20 protein-coding genes, 6 tRNA genes and 1 pseudogene are annotated in these 23,593 nt (G+C 26.7%); 22 read left to right on the forward strand and 5 right to left on the reverse strand.

Annotated elements, in window-relative coordinates; translation table 4 throughout:
• The first annotated feature begins 349 nt into the window (after positions 1–349).
• From AAHM88_RS02380 to AAHM88_RS02420, 9 genes are all read left to right on the forward strand, one after another.
• Complete coding sequence (locus AAHM88_RS02380; protein WP_342263133.1) at positions 350–670, forward strand: hypothetical protein; 321 nt, start codon at positions 350–352, stop codon at positions 668–670.
• A 14-nt stretch (positions 671–684) separates the two neighbouring features.
• The gene (locus tag AAHM88_RS02385; protein ID WP_342263134.1) at positions 685–1,773 is read left to right on the forward strand and encodes an Mbov_0401 family ICE element transposase-like protein; all 1,089 of its coding nucleotides are present in this window, start codon (positions 685–687) and stop codon (positions 1,771–1,773) included.
• Positions 1,774–1,863: 90 nt separating this feature from the next.
• Positions 1,864–3,594, forward strand: coding sequence for a hypothetical protein (locus tag AAHM88_RS02390; protein ID WP_342263135.1), 1,731 nt, complete (start codon positions 1,864–1,866; stop codon positions 3,592–3,594).
• 101 nt (positions 3,595–3,695) lie between these two features.
• The gene (locus AAHM88_RS02395; protein ID WP_342263136.1) at positions 3,696–4,631 is read left to right on the forward strand and encodes a hypothetical protein; all 936 of its coding nucleotides are present in this window, start codon (positions 3,696–3,698) and stop codon (positions 4,629–4,631) included.
• Between the two features lie 151 nt (positions 4,632–4,782).
• A complete protein-coding gene (locus AAHM88_RS02400; RefSeq protein WP_342263137.1) occupies positions 4,783–5,613 on the forward strand; it encodes a hypothetical protein in 831 nt (276 codons plus the stop codon).
• Positions 5,603–6,547: an alkaline phosphatase gene (locus AAHM88_RS02405; RefSeq protein ID WP_342263138.1), complete on the forward strand. Its 945-nt coding sequence runs from the start codon at positions 5,603–5,605 to the stop codon at positions 6,545–6,547. The genes AAHM88_RS02400 and AAHM88_RS02405 overlap by 11 nt, the downstream gene beginning before the upstream one ends.
• The gene (locus tag AAHM88_RS02410) at positions 6,541–6,705 is read left to right on the forward strand and encodes a hypothetical protein (RefSeq protein ID WP_342263139.1); all 165 of its coding nucleotides are present in this window, start codon (positions 6,541–6,543) and stop codon (positions 6,703–6,705) included. Before AAHM88_RS02405 ends, AAHM88_RS02410 begins: the two co-directional genes overlap by 7 nt.
• A 163-nt stretch (positions 6,706–6,868) precedes the next feature.
• A complete protein-coding gene (locus AAHM88_RS02415) occupies positions 6,869–8,563 on the forward strand; it encodes a phospho-sugar mutase (protein WP_342263140.1) in 1,695 nt (564 codons plus the stop codon).
• Positions 8,556–9,503: a 3'-5' exoribonuclease YhaM family protein gene (locus tag AAHM88_RS02420; RefSeq protein WP_342263141.1), complete on the forward strand. Its 948-nt coding sequence runs from the start codon at positions 8,556–8,558 to the stop codon at positions 9,501–9,503. Before AAHM88_RS02415 ends, AAHM88_RS02420 begins: the two co-directional genes overlap by 8 nt.
• Positions 9,504–9,553: 50 nt before the next feature.
• On the opposite strand, the gene AAHM88_RS02425 is transcribed toward AAHM88_RS02420, so the two are convergent.
• The 3 genes from AAHM88_RS02425 to AAHM88_RS02435 are packed head-to-tail and all read right to left on the reverse strand — an operon-like array spanning position 9,554 to position 13,511.
• Positions 9,554–9,970, reverse strand: a complete 417-nt coding sequence (locus AAHM88_RS02425) for an HIT family protein (RefSeq protein WP_342263142.1) — start codon at positions 9,968–9,970, stop codon at positions 9,554–9,556.
• A gap of 57 nt (positions 9,971–10,027) precedes the next feature.
• Positions 10,028–11,512 (reverse strand): hypothetical protein, encoded by a 1,485-nt coding sequence (locus AAHM88_RS02430; protein WP_342263143.1) that lies wholly within the window; start codon positions 11,510–11,512, stop codon positions 10,028–10,030.
• Position 11,513: 1 nt separating this feature from the next.
• Complete coding sequence (locus tag AAHM88_RS02435; RefSeq protein ID WP_342263144.1) at positions 11,514–13,511, reverse strand: hypothetical protein; 1,998 nt, start codon at positions 13,509–13,511, stop codon at positions 11,514–11,516.
• Positions 13,512–13,784: 273 nt separating this feature from the next.
• Here AAHM88_RS02435 and AAHM88_RS02440 point away from each other — a divergent pair, with 273 nt between their 5' ends.
• From AAHM88_RS02440 to AAHM88_RS02495, 12 genes and pseudogenes are all read left to right on the forward strand, one after another.
• Positions 13,785–15,005, forward strand: a complete 1,221-nt coding sequence (locus AAHM88_RS02440) for an aminotransferase class V-fold PLP-dependent enzyme (protein WP_342263145.1) — start codon at positions 13,785–13,787, stop codon at positions 15,003–15,005.
• On the forward strand, positions 14,992–15,405 hold the full coding sequence (locus AAHM88_RS02445) for an iron-sulfur cluster assembly scaffold protein (protein WP_342263320.1): 414 nt from the start codon (positions 14,992–14,994) through the stop codon (positions 15,403–15,405). The genes AAHM88_RS02440 and AAHM88_RS02445 overlap by 14 nt, the downstream gene beginning before the upstream one ends.
• A 22-nt stretch (positions 15,406–15,427) precedes the next feature.
• Positions 15,428–15,991 carry a 5-formyltetrahydrofolate cyclo-ligase gene (locus AAHM88_RS02450; RefSeq protein ID WP_342263146.1) on the forward strand — a complete coding sequence of 188 codons (564 nt, stop codon included), beginning with the start codon at positions 15,428–15,430 and terminating at the stop codon, positions 15,989–15,991.
• A gap of 135 nt (positions 15,992–16,126) precedes the next feature.
• Entirely contained in the window at positions 16,127–16,531 is a 405-nt protein-coding gene (locus tag AAHM88_RS02455; RefSeq protein ID WP_342263147.1) for a S1 RNA-binding domain-containing protein, read from the forward strand.
• A 3-nt stretch (positions 16,532–16,534) separates the two neighbouring features.
• A pseudogene (locus AAHM88_RS02460) lies at positions 16,535–17,783 on the forward strand (glucose-6-phosphate isomerase).
• A gap of 129 nt (positions 17,784–17,912) precedes the next feature.
• Positions 17,913–17,988 (forward strand) — tRNA-Val (locus AAHM88_RS02465).
• A gap of 3 nt (positions 17,989–17,991) precedes the next feature.
• Positions 17,992–18,067 (forward strand) — tRNA-Thr (locus AAHM88_RS02470).
• Between the two features lie 10 nt (positions 18,068–18,077).
• Positions 18,078–18,161, forward strand: a tRNA-Tyr gene (locus tag AAHM88_RS02475).
• A gap of 6 nt (positions 18,162–18,167) precedes the next feature.
• Positions 18,168–18,242 (forward strand) — tRNA-Gln (locus AAHM88_RS02480).
• 10 nt (positions 18,243–18,252) lie between these two features.
• A tRNA-Lys gene (locus tag AAHM88_RS02485) sits at positions 18,253–18,328 on the forward strand.
• Between the two features lie 5 nt (positions 18,329–18,333).
• Positions 18,334–18,422 (forward strand) — tRNA-Leu (locus tag AAHM88_RS02490).
• Positions 18,423–18,556: 134 nt separating this feature from the next.
• Entirely contained in the window at positions 18,557–19,495 is a 939-nt protein-coding gene (locus AAHM88_RS02495; RefSeq protein ID WP_342189454.1) for a formate/nitrite transporter family protein, read from the forward strand.
• Between the two features lie 285 nt (positions 19,496–19,780).
• Here AAHM88_RS02495 and AAHM88_RS02500 read toward each other — a convergent pair whose 3' ends face one another.
• Positions 19,781–19,939 carry a hypothetical protein gene (locus AAHM88_RS02500; RefSeq protein WP_342263149.1) on the reverse strand — a complete coding sequence of 53 codons (159 nt, stop codon included), beginning with the start codon at positions 19,937–19,939 and terminating at the stop codon, positions 19,781–19,783.
• Between the two features lie 242 nt (positions 19,940–20,181).
• Between AAHM88_RS02500 and AAHM88_RS02505 the strand changes: the two genes are divergently transcribed.
• Positions 20,182–22,317 (forward strand): hypothetical protein, encoded by a 2,136-nt coding sequence (locus tag AAHM88_RS02505; RefSeq protein WP_342263150.1) that lies wholly within the window; start codon positions 20,182–20,184, stop codon positions 22,315–22,317.
• A 163-nt stretch (positions 22,318–22,480) separates the two neighbouring features.
• On the opposite strand, the gene AAHM88_RS02510 is transcribed toward AAHM88_RS02505, so the two are convergent.
• Complete coding sequence (locus AAHM88_RS02510) at positions 22,481–23,560, reverse strand: integrase core domain-containing protein (protein ID WP_342263151.1); 1,080 nt, start codon at positions 23,558–23,560, stop codon at positions 22,481–22,483.
• Positions 23,561–23,593 lie beyond the last annotated feature (33 nt).

A 23,593-nucleotide genomic window follows, 5' to 3' on the forward strand; every position in this document is an offset into this window, starting at 1 on the left:
ATTTTTTATAAATAGTAAGATTTCACAAAGTGGTCAACCTGGAACACTAAAAAATAAACGGAGTGGGAGGATATCTGATAAGGTTAATCAACTAATTAAATTAGTACTACATGGGGCAGAAGAGTAGTCGCAAGTGATTAACTAAACCATACCTAAGGGAAACTATGCCTAAAAGAGGATAAGCAACAAAGTTATTTAACAAATAACTAGTGAAAAAAAAGAAAGATAGTAAGATTAATAAATTTTTCTCTTTCTATTAATAAAAAATATGATTACGATTGCTGACAAATTAATTAAAGCAGTATAAAATTTTACTATCATACAATGATGATTTATAGGAGAAAATTATATGTTGAATGTTTTTAACACTATTGATTTTAGAGAAAAAGTAAATATTGATGTTAATGAAGTAGGAAAAAGATTAATATTAGAAGAATGAGAAAGCACTGATCAAGAATTAAGAAAACAAAATTGCAATGGTCAAAATGGTTATATTATGTGAGGGAAAAGACCTTTTACAGAAAAAACAGAGTATGGCGATATTACTTTTTATAGAACATTATTTCGTTTTTACAATAAAGATACTAATAAATATGAATTTGTTTTTTTTTATTTGATAAAAAAATTGGGAGAAAAAAATGAAGTAGAATTAGCATTTTTATTAAAATAGCAATTTGAAAAGAAATGGATAGTGCTAAAAGACAAAGAGATATTAAGGATATGTATCCAAAATTAAACATATCCAATATGACAATCACAAATATTAATAAAGAGGTTAATTTTGATAAATTATTTAAAGAACAATTAAAAACAAAGACAGAAAAAATAAATGTTCAAACACCATATTTATATGCTGGAGTTGACGATTCTTTTAGTAATTTAACAAAATATAAAAAAATAGAAAAAAACATGTTTAGAGTAGCATATTTCCATACTGGATATGATGAAATAAAAAGTACTAAAAACAAAAATGTTTTAAGAGATAAAAAGATTTTTATTGTTATGAAATCAGTAAAAAATAAATATTATCTTATTAAAAAATATAAAAAAGAATTTTTACATTTTTTAAATCAAAATTTTAATATTGAAAATTGTAAGTTAACGCTGGCAGGTGATGGAGCAACATGAATTCAAAAATTCGCTAATGAAATTGGTGCAATTTATATTTTAGATGAATTTCACTTAATGAAAGAATTAAAAACAATAGTTCCTTATCGAAGAAGAAAACTTACCAAAAATTTAGCTGATAACGAAAAAATAAGAAAACAAATTTATTTAGATATGAATAAATTATTGAAAAGTGGCGACCCTGATGAAGCGATAAAATATTTAAAAAATTTAATAAAAATCAAGAACATTAAAGAACATCCATTTTTGAAAGATAAAAAAGAAGATATAAAAAAATTTATTAATTATATTAATAAAAGAAAAGATGGGATTAAGGTTTATAAAGAAGATTGATATAAAGGGTCTTGCACTGAATCACAAATTTCACATAATGTCAAATGATTAAAAGGATATGGCTCTAAATCATATAGTGAAAAAGTTTTCAAAAATATGATTGCAATGAAAATGGCGAAAGAAAACGGGGTTAATTTAATTGAGTTTTATCTTAATAAGTTAAATAAAAAATTGCAAAGAGAACATAATTATTATTTTAAAAATGATGCTAATCACCTACAAAAAGAACATAATTATTATTTCAAAAATAACGCTAATCACCAATTTTTAATAAATAAAAATGTTTCTCAACAAGCAAGCGTGTTTATTTAAAATATAAAACAATTCAATAAATATTTATTAAATAATTTTATAAATTATTATTTTTGTTTTGTAATTTTGTGATTTTATGTTATTATCAAGATGGTTAAAAAAGATAAATTTGTCTTTTCCTTAGTTAGTTTTATTTTAATAGATAAAATATTTGTTAAAATAAGACATCACCAAACGAATATTTTATTCCATCAAATGGTTAAAGAAGTTTGAAAGGTAGAAGGCAATATTAACCGCTATTTTGAACGCTCCCATTATCATAATTGAGATGATATTAATACTTATCAACATCTTTTAGAAATAGTTACTTCTGATATGAAAAGTATTTATTCGCAACTAGCAGTATCATATGAAGATAATAATATTAAATTGCAACAATTGGTTGCTTCTGGGCGTCATAATATTAATTTTGTTGTTAAAATTAATGAGAAATTATTAATAAAAACATTAACGATTTTGATTCCTAATAAGCAAATTAATAAAATATGAGAAAAAGTTGATACAGAGTTAGAAAAAATAAGTAAAATGCCACTATATGCTGGTAGTTTGATTACTGATTTTATTAATAAAGTAAATATTGAATTACAAACTAATCTGAGTAAGGATTTAAGCATTGTCGTTCATTATAAACCAAATGCAAAAATAATTTCTGATTTTTCGCCAATGGAATTAAAAGTTAATTTTGGTAATGCTGTAAAGGAAAAAATAATTAATTTCACGAATTTGATTAATGAAGCAAATTTTGCGGAATTAATGAATAATTTTTTTACGAATGCTTTAGATTTAAATTTAACAACAAAAAATTCATTAGCGGATGTTATTAGTATTTTGGGTAATAAATTACAAAATGATGTTAATTATATTAATCAAATCAAACTTTTAGCAAATGAGGAATATCCTATTGTAAATCCTATTAGTAATGAAGAAATTGCAAAATTACAACCAGAAAATCGGTTATTAAATGAACAACAAGATATATTTACTGTTACTGATAAGTTAGTTAAATATAATGAGTCTTTATCATCAATTAAGATATTAAATTATGGATATTTAGTGAAATTAAAAAATATTATTAATTATGAGAAGATTGAAGAATTTGTGAATAATATTTCTCAATCGGATGTTTTATTATTTACTAGTGATGATACTAAAGCAATTGCTGTGAATAAGATTCAAAGCAATCTGCAAAGTAAAATTCATTCGCAAATGACATTAAAATTAACTAATGCTGGTGAAGCAACAACAAAACTTAAAGCTTTTACTAATAATGATTTAGAATTTAGTCTTAATTTTGGCATTAATAAATTTATTTTTAAAATTACAATTAATAAAGTTAATGTTGGTAATAATGATATTGATGAAGTTGAAGATTTTTTTAATCAAGAATATGATTTAGATGTTTCCCCGACTAGTAATATTAATGATATTTTGGCAAAAATTAATTATCAATTAGAACAAAAGATTGCTAACTTAAAGGTTATTAATATTAACAGTGATGATGGTAATCGGCGTTTTAAATATTTAAGAGATGAGTTAGAAGTTATACTAGTTAACAATCCGACAAAAATATTTAAGTTAAGATTAAAAAATATTAAATATAATATTGAAAATGAGCGAAGATTAATTGATGAATATTTTGAAGATAACCAAATATTTTTTAATCTTAAAAATCTTGGTGATTTAACAGAAAAAATTAATAATGATTTAAAAAAAATTGATTCTAATATTGAAGTGGTAGTTAATTTTTCTAATGCTGCAAAAATCTTTCACTTTGTTATTTATCTTCAAGGAACGGTATTATTTTATAATATTGTTTGCTAGTTGACTAGATGCTTTAAAAAATGTCAAGAATTAGTTTAGATATTTTGTTTTTCTTTTTTAAACAAGATAGGATATAAATTAAATAAAGGAGGTTTTTTATAATGAGAAATTCTAATTTTTCATTTCGCCGTTTTTTTATAATTTTTGCTAATGTTTTTGTGTTTATTGGCGCATTCTTTGTGTTAACAATGATTACTTTTTATACAATTGCAGCATTAAGAAATGAGATTACGGAGTTAACAGCCTATGATAATGATTTTCGTACGGTAATTACTGATATTATAAATAAGGGTTATTTTCCAGTTATGGCATTAATTATTTATATTGGAGCAATGCAATTAATTTATAGTGCTTTAATTATTAAATGAGCAATATCACTTAATGATGAGCAATTTATTAAACATCGTTGATTAATTTTAGTTTATAGTTTCTTTAATATGACATTTTTTACTGGATTTATGTTGCTTTCATTAGATCAAAAAAGAATTGAGACGGGTATTAAAGCGAAAAGAAAAATGGCACTACATGAATCAAGTGTTTTTGCTTTATCAGGTGCGATGTTAATAATTTTTACTGCTGTTTTACTATTGACAAAAAATCTTAATACTGAAATTGTCAATATAAAACAACCCTTTGTTATTACTTTAAGTGTTGCTGGGGTATTATTATTTGGGGTGATGGGCTTATTGTCAATTAGTAAATTAAAAAATGTTAATTTACCAGATAGTAATTCTTTACAAAATGTGCCAGTAAAGTCGTTTAATGATCAGTTTGCTAAGTTAATGATTGGTTTTAGTCTTATTTTTATATTACTTAAAATGCTTATTGTTCTTGCAATTAATACTATTGGTTATTTAAGTCAAATGTTTAGTCGTGAAAATCGTGGATTTTTTAGTAATATTGGAGCAACGATAAATTTAATTTTTATGTATACTATTGTTTATCAAGTATTTCAAGCATTACTTCAAAAAGATGATCAACCGCTAGTCATTGATTTATCAAATGTTGATACTAAAAGACAACACCAACGGTTTTAAGTAATTTATTATTTAATAATTTTCAAAACTGCTTCTTAATAAAAATAAGAAGCAGTTTTTATTTGGGTGTGGGATAATATTATTAATTTTGAATTTTCTTTCATTTTTTTTACGTTATAATAGCAACTAGATAGAAGGAAGGAGACTTTTAATGCTTTATCAAAAAACTAAGAAGATTGTTAAACCACGAACAAATATTATTTTAATAGTTCTTGCAGGGTTAACAACTAAAATTAATAGTTTAAAGCAAACATTACCAAAAGAAAATATGATTTATTTTCAACAGCATCGTGCCATTTTACCAACTTTACCACCATATAATATGGCTTCAATTTTAACAGGCGCGCCATTGGAGTTTCATGGGGTTACTAATTGAGAAAACAATCGTTTGGTTACGGCGGTTTTGAATACTAAGGATAATATGTATCCAACAATTTTTTATAGTATTAAAAAGCAAAAGCCTGATTATAAATTAAGTGTAATTACTAATTTTCATATGATTGAAAATATGTTGGAAAAATTTTTGTTAGATGAGTTTATTGTTAAGGATACCATTAATTATGTTGATGTTAATATTAATGAATATCAACTATTAACTATTTATGATGATGAAATGTATGATATTGGTATTAAACAAGGTTTTAATACTAATGAGTATGCTTCATTATTGCAAGAAAAAGTTATTGCTATTAATGAAATGATTTTGAAAAATCCCCAATCAACAGTTATTATTACTTCAACATCTGGTGGATATCATCAAGGAGTTGAGAATCAAGGCGGATTAGATTCGCGTGAATTAGTTATTCCTTTAAATATAATTGATAGTCATTTACAAGGAAAAACTCATAAAATTGTTAGACCAACTAGTAATGTTGATATTGCATCAATAATTGCTTATTTAATTGGTGTTGATTTAGTTCAAGCTTCAACGACTAATATTTATGAGGTTTTGCATAAGGTAGGAATAAAATATGTTGAATAATATTAAGTATATTGTTATTTTTGGGTCGGATGCTTATGGATCATATTTACTAGAAGATGATGCCGGAAGTACTTTTAAAATGTTAATGGAAAAAGGCGCATATTCGTTAAATAGTCGGAGTGTTGTTCCGATTATGTCTAGTGTTAACTGAACATCATTATTATGTGGGACCGCACCTAATTTTCATGGGCGTACGCAATGAGATTCCGAAACGGGTGACGCAAAAAGTGTTTATGATTATGTGAATAATAAAAATGTCCCTAGTATTTTTACATTATTTAAAAAGCAAACTAATTTGAAAACAGCAGCATTTTTTCGATGATCGCAATTCCAATATATTTTAGATGTTAATTCATTAGATTATTGAAGTAATGTGATGGTTAAAGATGTTGATTCTTGAAAATCAACTAAGAAAACTATTTGAATTAGTAGTAATGATAACATTAAACCTAATCAGATGATTATTGATGATTATTGTCAATATTTAATTGCTAAAAAACCAGAATTATCTTTTGTTTATGTTAATGAACCAGATACTGTTGGACATAAGATTGGTCATCAAACAACAGAAATTAAAGCAATGGCGATGCAAGTTGATTTGTGAGTTAAACAGGTTTTAGAAACGATTAGTCATATTCCCGAAATGAAAGATAATACATTATTTGTTTTTATTGCTGATCATGGTGGTAAAGGTCAAGGTGATGATTGTCACGGTAATTTTAATGATTATGAGATTAAAGTACCAGTGTTCTTTTATGGTGCTGGTGTTAAAAATACAGGGCAGTTTTTAGAACAAACTATTCAATATGATATTACAGCCACATTGGCTTGATTAATGGAGTTGGATAGGCCTGATTATTGACAAGGAAGAGTTATTTATTCACCATTTATTAGTTATCAAGAATATTATGAGGATGTGATATTGGAATGTTAATTATTGAACAAAAAGACTTAAATTTATTTCGAATTATGCATAATGATAAATGATTGTATAAGGTTTTTTCTTTGCCCAAAGCATTGCAAATTGCTAAAGAATATCAAAAGAAAATTAATAAAGCGTTAACAATTAAAATAATTTTACAAAATCAATAATTAGCAAGTAACTGATTAAAAGCTGATAGAAAATTTTGGTAATAGTACTCTTAGTAAAGAGTACTATTTTATTTGTTTTTAATTAATTTATAAATTAAAAATAAGATATTACTTTAAATTTATAGTAAAATTAATAAGGATTAACAATTAATAGGAGGAAAATATGGCGTATCAAAAAGAATACCAAAAATGATTAAATAATAATGATTTAGAACCACAATTAAGAGAACAATTAATTGCGATGAATGAAAAAGAAATTATTGATGCTTTTAGTAATTCATTAAGTTTTGGCACAGCAGGAATTCGTGGGGTTATGGGGCCTGGAATTGCCAGAATGAATATTTATAATATTAGGAAGGCAACAATTGCTTTTATCCAATATTTACAAAAACATTATGAAATGGATGAATTACAAAAAGGAATTGTTATTGCTCATGATAATCGTCATTATTCATTAGAATTTAGTCAAGAAGTAGCTAATATTTTTACTAGTTATAGTATTCCTGTATACTTATTTACTAATAATGATTTACGACCAACACCATTATTATCATATAGTGTGAGAAAATTAAATGCTTTAGCTGGTGCCGTAATTACTGCTAGTCATAATCCGCCAGAATATAATGGTTTTAAAATTTATGATGAAAATGGTTGTCAATTTTTACCAGTTGTTACTGATGAAGTTGGTAATAATATGGAAAATATTGCTATTGAGGATGTCTTTAAGTTACTAAAACCAATTCAAAAACAATTAATAAAAACTGTTCCCGTTATTGTTGAAGAAGAATATATTAAAGATGTTAAAGCATTACAATTTTATCCTAATGAACAAAAGGATATTAAGATAGTTTTTTCTAATCAGCATGGTACTAGTCGTGATTGAGTAATGAATGTTTTACAAAGTAGCAATTATCAAGTTATTCCTGTTAAAGAACAATGAGATTTTGATTCTAATTTTAGTAACACACCATCACCTAATCCAGAAGTTGCTGAATCTTTTACATTAGCTATTAAATATGCTAAAAAAAATAATGCTGACTTGATTATTATTAATGACCCTGATAGTGACAGAATTGGCATTGCAGTTTTACATCATAATGAGTATATTTTATTAAATGGTAATGAAACAGCACCAATTTTGTTAGAATACTTATTAAGTCATTATCAACAGCAAAAAATTATGCCATCTAATCCAGTAATGTATAATACTTTTGTTACTGGTCATTTAAGTGATTTGGTAGCAAAATCTTATGGTTGTGAAGTTATTAAAACATTAACTGGTTTTAAATGAATTGGTAATGAAATGGCAAAAGAAAAGACACGGAATATAAATTTTGTTTTTGGTTTTGAAGAAGCATATGGTTATGTTGTTAAAGATTTAACTCGTGATAAAGATGGTGTTGCCGCAGCAATGGTTATTGCTGAGGCTTGTAATTATTATCGCCAACAAAATAAGTCATTAGTAGATGTTTTAGAAGATATTTATCAAAAATATGGGTATTTTTACTTTAATACCGTTAATGTTGTTTTAAAAGGTACTAGTGGGGAAAAAGCGATTAAGACGATTTTAGCAAAGTTAAGAAAAGATTCAATTGTTAGTTTAAATAATATTAAATTAGCAAAAAAAGAAGATTATTTGCAAGGTTTATATAATATGCCTCCCCAAGATTTATTAAAATTTTATTTTAATGATGGTTCGTGGTTGGCGATAAGGGCTAGTGGTACCGAACCAAAAATTAAATTTTATTTTGTTTGTGTTGATAAATCAGTGAAAGCAGCAAAAATAAAAATGGAATTAATGTTTTCCGATTTAGAAAAAAATTATTTACATTTAAAGAAAGGGAAATTAGATGATTAAAGATTTAAAAGCAAATAGTAATGTTCTTGATAAATTCTTAGTTGAAAAAGTTAATCAAGGAACAGCAAGTAATGGAGCAACATATTTAACAGTAACTTTAAAAGATAAAACAGGACTTATTGAAGCCCGCTTATGAAATTCACAACGCGAAGATGCAATTAGATTACAAGCAGGAGTAATTGTTGAAATTAATGGTTTAGTTTCAGAATATCAAAGAAGTTTACAAGTTAAAATTAATAATTATGAAATTATTCCTTTACAAGAAGCAGATCTTAATTTGTTTGTTAAAAGTGCTCCAGTTAGTGAAAGTTTAATGTGAGAACAAATTAATGAGTTTATTGGGGAGATTAAAAATAATGTTTGAAAACAAATTGTTGAAGAAATTTTAAAGACGCAACAAGATCGTTTTAAAATTTCTCCAGCAGCGGTTAGACATCATCATAATATTCATTCGGGATTAATGTGACATACACTAACTATGTTACAAACAGCAAAAGCGATTTGTGAAATTTATAATGATCGTAAAATTAATAAAAGTTTATTATATGCGGGAATTATTTTACATGATATGGGAAAAACTAAAGAATTACAAGGTGATTTAACAGTTGAATATAGTGTGCAAGGTAAATTAATAGGACATATTTCAATTATGGCTGGTGAAATTGCTACCATTGGCGAGAAATTACAATTAGATATGCAACAAGTAGTTTTATTACAACATATGGTTTTAGCAAGTCATGGTAAAAATGAATATGGTTCGCCAGTTTTACCACAAATTATGGAAGCAGAAATTTTGCATCATATTGATAATTTAGATGCGAGAATTTATGCGATTGATAGTGGTTTAGAACAAGTTGAAAATGAAGCTTTTTCACAACGCATTGGCGGACTAGAAAATCGTAGTTTTTATCGTCACAATTATTTTAACAGTGAAAATTAAATAATTAATTATTAAAAAAAGAATTCCTAACAAATCTAGGAATTCTTTTTTTAATTAAATTTAAGTTTTTTTTGTAATGCTATTAGTTTTTTACTGTCAACAACGATTTGACTTTTCGGTAATTGTAAACCACTGTGAGAAGAATATTTAGGGATAATATGTAAATGATAATGTTCAATAGTTTGTCCAGCAAGAATACCATTATTAGAAATAAAATTAAATGCTGAAGTATTAAGTTGCACTTCAATTTGCTGAGCGACTTTTTTAGCAGTAATATTAACAAAAGAAATGATGTCATCATTAGTATTAATAAAATTTGTACTATGAATTTTAGGGATAACTAGGGTGTGTCCTTTGTCAAGGGGCATAATGTCTAAAAAGGCAATTGTATGTTCATCTTCATAAATTATATGACTAGGAATTTCGTGCAAAATTATTTTGCAAAATAAACAAGATTGTTCATTCATTTAATAATCCTCCTTGTTTAAAAAAGAGAACAGTTAACTGTTCTCTTTTTTTGTAAATTAATCATCTTCTTCATCTTGGAAATAAGTAGATAAATCTTCTCATATCTTTTTATCGTAAATATTTTTCTTAGTTACAATGTATTTTGTATATAAATATTGACTAGCATTCTTTTTTAAATTATCATCTTTGGAAATTGTAAATAATAATTCATTAATTAATGATGTTTTTTGATTATTAGGAAGATTTTGCATTCCCGTATTATTGCGGGCACTATTTTTTTTAGTTCCCGTTTTATTAGTATTATTTTTTCACTCAAATTCTATTCCCTTATCAATTTGAATTTCCTTATCATCATCAATTTTATAACCTTTAAACAAATCAGTGACAAAAATTGGGAGAACATAAATTTTAGATACATAACGACGGTCTTCAGTATAAAATTTATTTATTTCAGAATCGTTAGGGGCTTTACTACTAGCAAAGCCAACAATTTGTCTCTCTTTCACTTGTTCTTTATAAAAATCTTCCATTGTGTTATCACCATAAGGATTATTATCATTACCATAAGCAACAAAACCACGAAAACCGGCCATGTTAAATATTGGATCAAAAATTGTTTTGACTTCATTATTATCAGGTTTAAATTTATTTTTGAAATCAGTATCTGGAATTAACATAACATCATCGCTAGGTAAATTTGCTTCATTTTCCTTTTTAACTTTTACTTCTCAAACCATTTTTATTTTACTATCTCAAACATTACCTGAATCAAATGTTTGTACACTTTTAGGAACAGTTCAACTTATTGGCAATGAATAATTACCATCTTTTTTTAATTCAAAAATCCGATCTTGTAATCAAGTCATTGTCATTAAATTATCAAGAATAGTAGGTTTAATTTGTGCATTATAGTAATCAGCAAATCGTTCACGAACTTTAACTTTATAATTTATGGTTTCATTGTTGGCACTTGTGATTTCGGCTGTCATTAAGTCATTAATGCTTGGTTGAATTGTATCAGTATAGGCCTCATCTTTTTCTTCATCTCAAGTTCCTAAAATATGTCATTTCGCTGATTGCTTAATGTCGTATCCTTGTTTAGTAACTGTTGCTTCTAAGAAACTATTATTTAATCTTGCTTTTAAGTATTCTTGATATAATTTATCACCTGCTATTTGGTTTCAAAGGTTATCAAATTGTTGCAAATAATTGGTAATTTCTGTCTCAGATAAGTTTTCAATTTTTTTGCCTCGCATTTTCGCATATATCGTAACAAATTCATTACGAGCAATAATCTCTTTAATAGCATTAAAACCATAATCACTAATCTTACCTTTAAATTTATCAAATAATGCTTTTCCAGTAATATTATTTTTATCGGTTATTTCTAATAATTCAATAAATTGTTCTTCTTGAGTTTTTTCAGATATATTAGTATCAATGCGGTCTTTAGATTTACTACAAGCAATAACAGTTATAATAGGAGAAGATGAGATTAAAATTGTACTCGTGAAACTGACTAATTTCTTTAGTATTTGCATCTTAATGTTTCTCCTTTTCTAATGGTAATCAATAGTTACTAATTTCTGTTGATGAATAAAGGTTCCCTGTTAAAGAATGGTTGTTTTTAGGTTTAATAGATGTGGGAATATTCCCTTTAATAGTTCATAAGTTATCTTTATTATTCATAAAGTTATCATTAATAACTGTATTAACATCAATTAATGCTCCAATAGTTTGATTTTTATTGGAAGGAATCTTATTAATGGCATCATTTTCATCATTTAGATTTTTACTTAAAATATTAATTTTAGTTCCTAACAGTGACGAACGAGAAGTTTTAAATATTTTACCTAAAATAGCACTTCATTTATCTTGGTCAAATTCAATGTATTCTTTATATCATTCATTATTTGGTTTATCATCATCTCGTTCTAATCACGCCATCATATCTCAAAATCAAAATCATCAGTTTTCATTATTGTCAATATTATTTTGGGAAAAATCAGTATAAGTTTTAATTTCATTCAAAGGATTAAAACCAGAACTTTCACTTTGAGGATTATCATCAACGCGTTTTTTAAATTCATCAAATAAATATTGTAAATAGGGAGTTTTAGCAAGACGCATATTTATAGGTGAAGTTATTGCCGGATATTTGCCGTCACTTTCTTGATTTTCGCCAATATCACCTTCAGCATCATAACCTTTTCATAAGTCGTCATAACCATTAATTTTAATAAAACGCACTTCATTCGTATCAGCAATAAAAACAACTTTATCAGTACCAATTTTAATTTTTTTAAAAATAATATTTTTGTTGCTATCTTTTCGTTCATCATTTAAATCCTTTAAAAGGGCATTAAAGTCAGTTGGGATACTTCCGCCATCAGTACCATCGTATGCTAAATCATAAGTCGCTGCTTTAAACATTGGACTAAATTTATCATTAGAACTATCTAAAGTTAATAAATTAGGTAATTGACCAAAGGTTGTTTTGTTATCATCGCTATATAAACCAGCCAATTGTTCAAAAGATTTACTTTTAGCATCACTTAAAAAATCATTAATGTTTTTTAAATTCTTATTTTCATCAAAATCTTTTGCTTCAATGCCATCTTCTAAACCATTTTTGTCTTTACCATCATATTTAAAATTAATTTGAGAAACTAATAACGGTTTTAAATTAAAGTATCATTGTTCAGCAATAAATTTTTGCTCTTTACTTAATTTATTTGATTGTTGAGCATCAGGGTTCATCATTACCTTATTGCTCTCATCAAATTTAACAAGATTTTCTGGCTTGATAGCAAAAGTATTGAAAAGACTTTTAATTTTTTCTTTTAATTCATTATTATCATTAAGTTCATATGCTTTTCTTAACGCTCGGTTCCGAGTTTCGGTTTCGGTTTTACTACCATATCATAAATCAATGTTAAAATTATCACCATCGCTGTTGATTTTCTTTATTAAATCATTGGCAATTCTTTTAATTTGCTCCATACTATAGCGATCATAATCAATTTGAAAGTCATTAATAAATTTTTTTCGAAAAGTTTCATAAACATTATTGGGAGTAGAATTATCTAATAATAAATGATCTTTAAATCCTTCTGCACCGCCTCATTTTTTATATTCTTTAGCTTCTTCTTTGGTTTTATTATTTCCTCATTGTTTATGTAAAGTTCCTTCAATATAAGTATTTAAATTGGTCATCATATTATCGTAACTTTTTTTAAATATCGGATCATTTTTTTTGCTTTTAAGAACAGATAGTTGTAAGCGTTTAGTAAACTCAACAAATTGTTCTTTTTTAATTTCATTATTGTTAATGAAATTATTGAAAAGTTGATCAATTGTAATTCGATCTAATTTTCCTGAAAAATCATCTAATTCTTTAAATTTTAATGTTGGAAGGTCAAGAAGTACTTGCGAACCATCATCACCAATAAATTCTCATTTATTGGAGCAAGCTGCTGATGTCATTATTGGACTTATTGATAACACCAAAGTAAATGGTAAAACTATCTTTTTCTTCATTAATCTCGATCACTCCTTAAATATTAGTTTTCATAAAATATTTAATTTTACAATACATATTATACACTATATAGTAAAAATGTAATTTCTAAAATACGGGCATTTTATGTTAAGGATAGCAATTATCGCCTAAATTAGGTAAAATATACTAGTAGTTAATTAAATAATAATTTCTTAAAGTTATTAAAAATTCTTATATCTAATATTTGTAGATAGACAAATAATTAAATGAATTATTAAAATAGTTAAAGATAGAAAGGAAGAAATTAATTAATGACAGATATAAAAAATATTAAGAAAGATTTTCCCTTTTTTCAGAAAAATAAAAATATTGTTTATTTAGATAATAGTGCTACTAGTTTAAAACCACAATGTGTTATTGATAATATTATTAATTATTATTTAAAATATTCTACTAATCCTCATAATACTGATTTTTTACTAGCCTATGATTGTAATGAGAATATTCAAAAAATTCGTAAACTAGTTGCTGAATTTATTAATGGTAAGGATAGTGAGATTATCTTTATTCCTTCAACTACTTTTGGATTAAATCAATTGGCTTTAGGGTTAGAAGCATTAATTTCTAAGGATGATGAGATTTTATTAACAATGGCTGAACATAGTTCTAATTTATTACCTTGGTATCGTTTAGCAAAAACTAAACAAGCAAAGATTAAATATATTGGTTTGGAAGATTTAACGATTACTATTACTAATATTAAAAAATTATTAACACCGAAAACTAAAATTGTTAGTTTTGCAAATATAAGTAATGTTTTAGGAACTGTTAATGATACTAAAGCGATTTGTCAAGCAATTAAACAATATAATCCTAACATTATTGTTATTATTGATGGTGCTCAATCAGTTGGTCATATTAAAACTGATGTTCAAGATTGAGATATTGATTTTTTAGTATTTTCTGGTCATAAGATGTTAGGGCCAACGGGTATTGGTATTTTATGAGGAAAAAATATGATGTTATCTAAATTAGCACCAATGTTATTAGGTGGCGGTAATAATGCTATTATTAATGAGAACGGAACATATTCTTTACTACAAGGATATATGAGTTTTGAATCAGGAACGCAAAATATTGCTGGTATTTTTGGTTTACAAGAAGCGATTAAGTATTTACAAAATATTGGTTTAGAAACAATTCATAATCATATTACTAGTTTAAAAGATTATGCTGTTAATGAAATACGAAGAGAAAATTTAAATGTAACAATTTATAATCCTAATGCTAAAAGTGGCATTTTAATTTTTAATGTTAATAATGTTGTTGCTCACGATGTATCAGTTAATTTAGCTAATAACTACAATATTTGTCTTCGTAGTGGTAGTCATTGTGCTAGTTTAATTGATCAAGTACTTGGTGTTAAAAGTTCATTACGAGCTAGTTTTTATATTTATAATACTAAAGAAGATGTTGATAAATTAATTATCGCATTAAAAACGGGAGGTAATTTTATTGATGATTTCTTATAATGAATGAAGAAAGATAATTATTAATCATTATCAAAATCCTCAGTATCAAGGTTTTATTAAACATAACCAAGCAATTGAGCGATTGCAACCTAATTTAAGTTGCGCTGATCAGTTAAATTTACAGTTAGTAGTTATCAATGATGTTATTGTTTCAGCTCGGTTTACGGGTTATGCTTGTGCAATTGCAACTTCTAGTGCTGACTTGATTTGTCAAACCATTACTAATAAATCAAAATATCAAGCAATAGCAATTTTAAATAATTATTCATTAATGATTAATGTTAAAGATTATGATAGTGATATTTTAGAAGACTTAATTGTATTTACTCATACTAAAAAGCAACCAAATCGTAAGCAATGTTCATTATTAGCAAGTAGTGGATTTTTAATGATGTTATAATAAATTATAAGGAGGTGCTTAGATGTTTGATAAACATTTATTACGAAAATCAGCTTTAAAAGTAAGATTAGCAATGGTAAAAGATGATAAAGAACAATATGATCAAAAAATTATTAATTTTATTACTAATAACGACGATTTTCAAAAAGCAAAAATAATTGGTTTATTTTCACCTATTAGGGGAGAAGTTAATGTTAATCTTTTAATTAGTTTTTGTTTTAATAATGACAAGATTGTTGCGTTACCAAGAATGCAAGATGATAATTCTTTATTATTTTATCAAATTACTAGTTTTGATGATTTAGTAATTGATAATAATTACAATATTTTACAACCTAATTTGCAATGTAAAATGTTAATGACTTCGGAAATTAATATTTGTTTCTTACCGTTTTTAGCGTATGATAGTACCGGCGCTAGAGTTGGCTATGGGAAAGGATATTATGACCGAACTTTAGTAGATTTTAAAAATCCAATTATTGGAATTGGTTATAATTGACAAAAAACTATAGAAGAAATAACAGTTGATAAAAATGATATTTTAATGCATCAAGTAATAACGGAAATTGGAATTGAAAAATTTTAATTTTTAAAGATATTTATATTTTTTATAAAAAGTAAATTTTTTGCAAATAAAAATGAATATTTATTTTTCTCAATGTTATAATTAGGTATCATGTGAATATATGAAAATATTTACTGAAATCAAAGGAGAGATTTTATGTATAAAAAAGGTGACATTGTTGAAGCAAAGTGTACTGCTGTTTTACCATGAGGTGTATTTTATGTTATTGAAAACATCGTTGATAATGTTAATGAAGACAGTACTTCTTCACATTCAAAACCAGAGCGAGTAACTGGGATGTGTCATATTAGTCAGTTTTCTGATGGATATGTTAAAGATATTAATGAATTTGCAGAAGTTGAAAAAGTCTATCGCTTAGAAGTGTTAAATTTTGATGTTGATAAAAAGCAACTAAGTTTAAGTCATAAAGCACTTCATAAAGAAGAACAAAATCGTGGGTCCGTACATATTAAAGAATCAGGAGCAGGATTTGAAGATTTATCTAATAACTTATCGCAATGAATTGATAATAGTGAACAAATCAGTGAAAGTGACGAATAATAGATGATTAAAACAAATATTAGTTATACACACTTAACAAATCAAGAACTTAATAAATATCAAGATAAAATTCATTCAATTCATAAAACAATGATTACTGAAAGGAAAGGTCTTGGCAGTAATTTTTTAGGTTGAGTTGATTTGCCAAAAAATTATAATAAAACTGAATGAGAAGCGATGAAAGTCATTGCTAAACGATTAATTCCTGAAATTCAAGTTTTAATTGTTATTGGTATTGGTGGTTCTTATTTAGGCGCTAAAGCAGCTATTGATATGATTAAAGGATTATATTCCCAAGATTCATTAGAAATAATATTTGTTGGTAATACATTATCATCAACATATACTAATCAAGTTTTAGAATATGTTAAGGATAAAGAATTTGCTATTAATGTTATTTCTAAATCAGGAAGTACAACCGAACCAGCGATTGCTTTTCGTCTTTTTAGAGATTTATTAGAGCAACAAAAAGGTAAAGCAATTGCTAAAACAAGGATTATTGCTACTACTGATGCTAAAAATGGGATTTTAAAAAACTTAGCAAATCAAGAAGGTTATGAAACTTTAGTTATTCCTGATGATATTGGTGGTAGATTTTCAGTATTAACGCCTGTTGGTATTTTTGTAATGGCAATGGCCGGAATTGATATTGATAAGGTTATGCTGGGAGCTAATCAAGCATATAAATATGCTGTTGTGCGAACAATATTACATCAAGAAAAGCAATATCCTGTAGAAATGTTAGTTAGTTATGAAAGTCAGATGTCTAGTTTGGCTGAATGATGAAAACAGTTATTTGGTGAATCAGAAGGAAAAGATAGTAAAGGAATTTTACCTGCTAGTGTTAATTTTTCTACTGATTTACATTCCTTAGGACAATTTATTCAAGAGGGAAGTAAAGTTTTATTTGAAACAGTTTTACAAGTTAAAAAGTCCTCTTTGGATGTTAAAATTGCTACTAATAGTGATGATGTAGATCAATTGAATTATTTAACTAATTATTCTTTACATCAAATTAATGCTTTAGCTTTAGAAGGAACAATTGATGCGCATAGTAATGAGGGGAAAGTTCCTAATATTATTTTAGAGTTAGAAACAATGGATGAAATAATGTTTGGTTACTTAGTGTACTTTTTCTTTAAAGCTTGTGCAATGAGTGCTTATTTACTAGAAGTTAATCCTTTTAATCAACCGGGTGTTGAAGTATATAATATATAAGAAAAAAATGTTTAAGTTATTAGGTAAGAGTTAATAATTAAAGGATTATTTAATTTTTAAATAATTAATACTTTAAAATTATTATTATATTTAGGATTTTTAAAGATAAAATAATTGACAATGAGAATGTTTTTTTATATTATTATAAAGTCCTAAATTAAATGGGTTGTTAGCTCAGCTGGGAGAGCACTCGCCTTACAAGCGAGCGGTCGGCGGTTCAATCCCGTCACAACCCACCATTTGCTGGCTTAGCTCAGCAGGCAGAGCAACCGCCTTGTAAGCGGTAGGTCGTAGGTTCAATTCCTATAGCCAGCACCATAAATTATTTGGAGGGATAGTGAAGTGGCTAAACACGGTTGGCTGTAAACCAACTCCTTAGGGTTCGGGGGTTCGAATCCCTCTCCCTCCACCATAATGTTGGGGTGTAGCCAAGTGGTAAGGCAAAGGACTTTGACTCCTTGATGCGGTGGTTCAAATCCACCCTCCCCAGCCAAATTTAATATGCTCCGTTAGCTCAGTTGGTAGAGCATCTGGCTTTTAACCAGAGGGTCGCAAGTTCGAGCCTTGCACGGGGTACCATTAATGCCTAAGTGGTGGAATTGGTAGACACGCTGGATTTAAGCTCCAGTAAATGTTAAAGTTTGTGTCGGTTCGAGTCCGACCTTAGGTACCATAAAGAAATTTAAAGCAGAATATTCTGCTTTTTTTATTTTGTTTTTCTTGTAATTTTTAATCATTTATTACATAATATAAATAATTGAAAATATTTATTTATTTTTTAATATGAGCTTCAAAGGAGATTAATAAATGAGTTCAAAAGAAAAACCATTACATAGTTTTGATGATAGTAATGCTGTCCTTATTAAAGATCATATTTCACATGAAGAGACATTTGTTGAAGTATTTGAATATGCTTTTCAAAAATTACGCGATCCGTGATATAAGACATTTCTATTTGGCATTATGGCAGGTTTTTTTGTAGCAATTGCTTATGTTATTGTTATTGTTGCTTTATCAGGATTTATTATTAAAGACAGTAATGGAAATTTAAAACCTAATGGGATGCCTTCTGGTATGATTGCTTTAATTACAGGACTAACTTTTACGCCAGCAATATTAATGGTTATTTTTATTGGAGGGACATTGTTTACTTCTAATTCATTGACATTATTACCAATAGTTAAAAGAGAAGCAAAACTGCGTCGCATGCTTGTAAATTTATCTTTAGTATTAGTTGGTAATTGTTTAGGAGCATTAATTGTTGCGATATCAACTTATTTAATGGGACATATGAAAGTTGATTCTGAGTTTTATAATGCTTTTAAGTATATTTATGATAAGAAAATCGGTTCTAGTCCGAGTAATCTCAATTGGACAGTTTTTTTAAAAAATTTTGTTAGTGGCATTTATTGTAATATTTTAATTGCGGGGTTGTTCTGAATGAATATGTCTGTTAAAAATTCAGCAACTAAGGTATTATTATGCTTCTTTGTAATTTTAGCATTTGGAATTTCTGGTTTTCAACATATTGTTGCTAATGCTTATGTTTGAATGACTGGTTTATTTTTAAATAATGGTATGGTTGGTCAAGATTTTGGAACATTTTCAATAATGAATATGCTACCAACATTGTTAGGTAATTTTATTGGCGGTAGTGTGGTATTACCAATGGTTTATTTATTAGTATTTAAAAAACGAATTAATGCAGAAATCGCTGCTGGAAAATTTAAAGGAACTAAATTATAGTATTAATTAAGTAGAATGAAAATGAACCGCGGAGTAATCCGTGGTTCATTTTATTAGTATATGATACCATCACCTGCACATTGGAAATGAGTTTGTAAAAGTTTATTTTCGTGCATTTGTATTAAGTGATGATATTGCTCCTTTAATTCTTTTAGCTCTTTGGGGCTAATTAGTTTTTCACAAATAAGACAAGTCATTATGTAGTCCTTTCAATTTCAATATTATATTTAGTAATCTTTTAATTTCCTTCATTATAACATTGAATAAATTGAATGGTTAGCAATGCTAACTAATTATTACATTATAGCCAGCTTCTTGAATTTTTTTAAGAATTAGTTGGGTATATTCTTTGTCTAATGTGTTAATCGTGAAGTCTAATTGCATTTGTTGTGATTTTAAATTAAGTTGATTAGTAGGGCGATTAAATTTTATAAATAACAGCATTATTAACTTTTAATAATTAAATATTTTTTTATTTATGGTTTTAGTTATAACAATATTTGTAATTACTTATTGATATATATATATATATATATAATTGATTTATTCATTGGAAAGGAGTATTAATAAGATGTTTTAAAAATTATAATATTTTAGATAATTTTTTATACTAATAAGTTATAATAAATGTAGTTATTAGTTCAGAAATAACTAAAAGACAAAAATAAAAGGAAGGTTAATCGTTGATGATAAAATCAAATAAAAATATGTTAAAACTGCTAGTTGCGTTAGCATTTACAATGTCACCAGTTTTTGCTGTTGCTGCTTGTAATCCTAGTACTAAAGATGACCAAGCAAAATTAAAAACAGGAGACTTAAATAAATTAAGGATTATAGCCCCTGAAATTGAAGCTTTTAATAATGTTAAAGACAAAACTGCTGTAACAACAGACGAAATTACTACTGTTGTGAATACAATTGTTAAAACTGCCATTGATCAAATTGTTACTGAAACTAATTTAAAAGTTGACTATAATATTAAAATTGAAAAAGATAGTAAAATAATTACGGGTACTTATGATTTGACAAGCAAAACTGCTCTTGATAGAACTTTTGATATTACAGTTATTAAAACTCAAACTGCAAAATTAAAAGGAATACATAAATCACAAAGGATTGTGTTTCCCGAATTAAAAGGAGCAGAAGAAGTTGTTATCAAAGCAGATTTAAGCACCTTAACAAATATTGATGCTCCAATAACTGTTGAAGCCACTGAAAATACTAATACAAGTGCTGATATGATTAAAACTGCTGTTAAAAAAGAAGTTTTAAAATTAGTTAAAAATTTACCGAATGGAACTGTTGTTGAAGCTGCTGATTTAGATATTACTGTGAAAAAAGGTAATGATAATTTAACTGGTGATTCAATTGATTTAAAAGATGGTCTTACTTTAAATGTAGAAATTAAAGCAAGTGATGCTGGTAAAACAAAACTTGAAGGTGAAAAAACTATTACTGTAAAAATTGCTAAAATTACACCAGTAGTGGTAAAAGCAGATTTAAGTAAGTTAGAAGCGATTGATTCTCCAATAACTGTTGAAGCCACTGAAAGTACTAATACAAGTGCTGATATGATTAAAACTGCTGTTAAAAAAGAAGTTTTAAAATTAGTTAAAAATTTACCGAATGGAACTGTTGTTGAAGCTGCTGATTTAGATATTACTGTGAAAAAAGGTAATGATAATTTAACTGGTGATTCAATTGATTTAAAAGATGGTCTTACTTTAAATGTAGAAATTAAAGCAAGTGATGCTGATGCTGGTAAAACAAAACTTGAAGGTGAAAAAACTATTACTGTAAAAATTGCTAAAATTACACCAGTAGTGGTAAAAGCAGATTTAAGTAAGTTAGAAGCGATTGATTCTCCAATAACTGTTGAAGCCACTGAAAATACTAATACAAGTGCTGATATGATTAAAACTGCTGTTAAAAAAGAAGTTTTAAAATTAGTTAAAAATTTACCGAATGGAACTGTTGTTGAAGCTGCTGATTTAGATATTACTGTGAAAAAAGGTAATGATAATTTAACTGGTGATTCAATTGATTTAAAAGATGGTCTTACTTTAAATGTAGAAATTAAAGCAAGTGATGCTGGTAAAACAAAACTTGAAGGTGAAAAAACTATTACTGTAAAAATTGCTAAAATTACACCAGTAGTGGTAAAAGCAGATTTAAGTAAGTTAGAAGCGATTGATTCTCCAATAACTGTTGAAGCCACTGAAAATACTAATACAAGTGCTGATATGATTAAAACTGCTGTTAAAAAAGAAGTTTTAAAATTAGTTAAAAATTTACCGAATGGAACTGTTGTTGAAGCTGCTGATTTAGATATTACTGTGAAAAAAGGTAATGATAATTTAACTGGTGATTCAATTGATTTAAAAGATGGTCTTACTTTAAATGTAGAAATTAAAGCAAGTGATGCTGGTAAAACAAAACTTGAAGGTGAAAAAACTATTACTGTAAAAATTGCTAAAATTACACCAGTAGTGGTAAAAGCAGATTTAAGTAAGTTAGAAGCGATTGATTCTCCAATAACTGTTGAAGCCACTGAAAGTACTAATACAAGTGCTGATATGATTAAAACTGCTGTTAAAAAAGAAGTTTTAAAATTAGTTAAAAATTTACCGAATGGAACTGTTGTTGAAGCTGCTGATTTAGAAATTACTGTGAAAAAAGAAAATGGTACAGATGACTTAGATGCTACAACTAGTTTAGCAACGGAAATTACTGTAAGTGTAACAGTTAAAGCAAGTGATGCTGGTAAAACAAAACTTGAAGGTGAAAAAACTATTACTGTAAAAATTGCTAAATTATCTTAGTTTATTAAATAAAATTAATGTGGCTATAAAATTTAAGTAGGGAAAGGACATAATGTTCTTTCTTTTTATTTTGTAAATATTTTATAGAAAAATAGATTTTTTAGTAAATGTAATATACCACAGATGTTTTGCACAATCAAGAAAAATTTTAAAAAAAGAAAAATTAATTTATTAATTCTTGTAATTTTTGAAATGGCGATTTATTTTGTAATGCTGAATGACAGCGTTGGAAGTTGTAATAGTAATAATATTGATTTAAGAAATGTTGTAGTTCGTTTTGATTTATTTTTTTATCTTTAGCATAAAATAATTTGGTATAATGTTGATAAAACCGCTCGATTTTACCGTTACTCTGTGGCGAACGAATTGGAGTGGTTTCATGGGTAACACCGTTCCTTGAAAGAAAGGCTGTAAAAGGCCTTTCTTTTACTTTGTATGCTTTTTTATTACTTCAATTAGTAGTAGTAAATTCCGGAGCATTATCAGTGCGAAGGCGTTTAATTGTTATGCCAAGTTCACTAAAATCTTTCATTGCTCTTTGCACGGCATTAATTGCGTTATTGGTTCCTAAACTATCATAAACATAACCAAATACTATCCGTGTTATTTCGTCAATGAAATCATAAATATAATATTTTTTATCAACTGGAAAATTTGATGTGGTAATAATTTTGGCATCCATTTGTAAAAGACCAATATCGGATACTTCATAACGCTTAAACTGGCGTTTTGTTTGTTTGATTTTCTGTTTTAATTCTTTTCAACGAGGGTCAGATTTAATTCAACGATAAAAAGTTTTGATATTTTTCGGAATTTTTGAATTTTCAATATCATGAAAACCCATTTTTAAATTGTTAAATAAAGACCACATTCCACCAGCTTGAATATTTCTATAATCAAAATATAAATCACATACTTTTTCACGAGAATTTAAATCATATTGATAACTAATTTTGTTAGGTTTTTTATATTTGAAAATTAAACTATTAAAATCATCATTTTGATAAGCAGTAAGAATTTTATTAGCTCACTGATAAAATGTATTTCGTGTACTGTGAAAATGCTTTTTTACTAATTTATTTAAAGTTATTGGTTCTAAATAAAATTGATTACATAAATTTAAATAACTAGTAACTCGTTTTTTAGTTTTGTGATAATGTTTGTGATTATAAATTGTTCTTAATCAACTTTGGACTTTTGCTTTTAAATCGGCTAAATCAGCTTGGCAAATAACATATTTCATTTTTAAAACTCCTTAAAGTAAGAAAACCGTATT

Origin of the sequence: Spiroplasma endosymbiont of Dromius quadrimaculatus (genome assembly GCF_964031155.1) — a bacterium.
In the GTDB taxonomy this organism is placed as follows: Bacteria; Bacillota_I; Bacilli_A; order Mycoplasmatales; family Nriv7; genus Nriv7.